General features: G+C 61.3%; 1 protein-coding gene. It reads left to right on the forward strand.

Translation table 11 applies throughout. The features are described from left to right. The first annotated feature begins 74 nt into the window (after positions 1 to 74). Complete coding sequence (gene apbC, locus U862_RS0128990) at positions 75 to 1,169, forward strand: iron-sulfur cluster carrier protein ApbC (protein ID WP_025113573.1); 1,095 nt, start codon at positions 75 to 77, stop codon at positions 1,167 to 1,169. Positions 1,170 to 1,431: the final 262 nt, after the last annotated feature.

Genomic DNA, 1,431 nt, shown 5'->3' on the forward strand with positions numbered 1-1,431 from the left:
GCGCTGCCGAAGGCGGCGATCTTTTAAGGTACGATACCCGCCATCTATTCCCAGTCTTGTTATCGGAGTTGCCCATGAGTGCCGTCACTCGCGCAGCGGTGGAAGCCGTCCTCAGCCAATACACTGACCCTTACCTGAACCAGGACCCGGTCAGCGCCGGTTGCGTGAAGCACATCGAGATCGATGGCGACCGCGTCAAGGTTCAGCTGGAAATCGGCTACGCCGCCGGTCTGTTCAAGAGCGGCTGGGCGCAATTGCTGCAACTGGCGATCGAGAATATCGATGGCGTGGTCATTGCCAAGGTCGAGGTCAACAGCGTGATCGCCGCGCACAAGGCCCAGGCGCAGATTCCGGGGCTGGCCAACGTCAAGAACGTGGTCGCCGTGGCGTCCGGCAAGGGTGGTGTGGGCAAGTCGACCACTGCGGCCAACCTCGCGCTGGCCTTGGCCCGCGAAGGCGCCAAGGTGGGGATTCTCGATGCCGACATTTATGGCCCGAGCCAGGGCATCATGTTTGGCATCCCCGAGCGCACCCGTCCTGAAGTCAAGGACCAGAAGTGGTTCGTGCCGCTCAAGGCCCACGGTGTCGAAGTCATGTCGATGGCGTTCCTGACCGACGACAACACGCCGATGGTCTGGCGCGGGCCGATGGTCTCCGGCGCGCTGCTGCAACTGGTCACGCAAACCGCGTGGGGCGATCTGGATTATCTGGTGATCGACATGCCGCCAGGTACTGGCGATATCCAGCTGACCCTGGCGCAGAAAGTCCCGGTGGCTGGTGCTGTGATCGTCACTACCCCGCAGGATCTGGCGTTGCTGGACGCGCGCAAAGGCGTGGAAATGTTCCGCAAGGTCAACATTCCGGTGCTGGGCGTGGTGGAAAACATGGCGGTGCACATCTGCTCGAACTGCGGTCATGCCGAGCATCTGTTCGGTGAGGGCGGAGGTGAGAAGCTGGCGACTCAGTATGGCGTTGAGCTGTTGGCCTCGCTGCCGCTGTCGATGCTGATCCGTGAACAGGCCGATGGCGGCAAGCCGACGGTGATTGCCGAGCCGGACAGCCAGATCGCCATGGTCTACCAGGAACTGGCCCGCCACGTCGGCGCGCGCATTGTGCTGCAGGAAGCGGCGACGCCGGCGATGCCGAATATCACCATCAGCGACGATTGATTAGCTGACTGAATGCAATCCATTGTGGGAGCGGGCTTGCTCGCGAAGGCGGTGTGTCATTCAACTCATCAGTTGTTTGATCCGCCGCCTTCGCGAGCAAGCCCGCTCCCACAATGGATTGCATTCAGTCAGCTAATCAATCGTCTCTGATGGTGATCGATCTCTACACCGGGCGGATTCTGGAAATGGATGGCGGGTTGCGCATCCAGCAGCGTCACCACAAAACAACTGTGGGAGCGGGCTTGCTCGCGAAGGCGGCGGA

Source organism: Pseudomonas sp. H1h, assembly GCF_000633255.1.
GTDB lineage: Bacteria > Pseudomonadota > Gammaproteobacteria > Pseudomonadales > Pseudomonadaceae > Aquipseudomonas.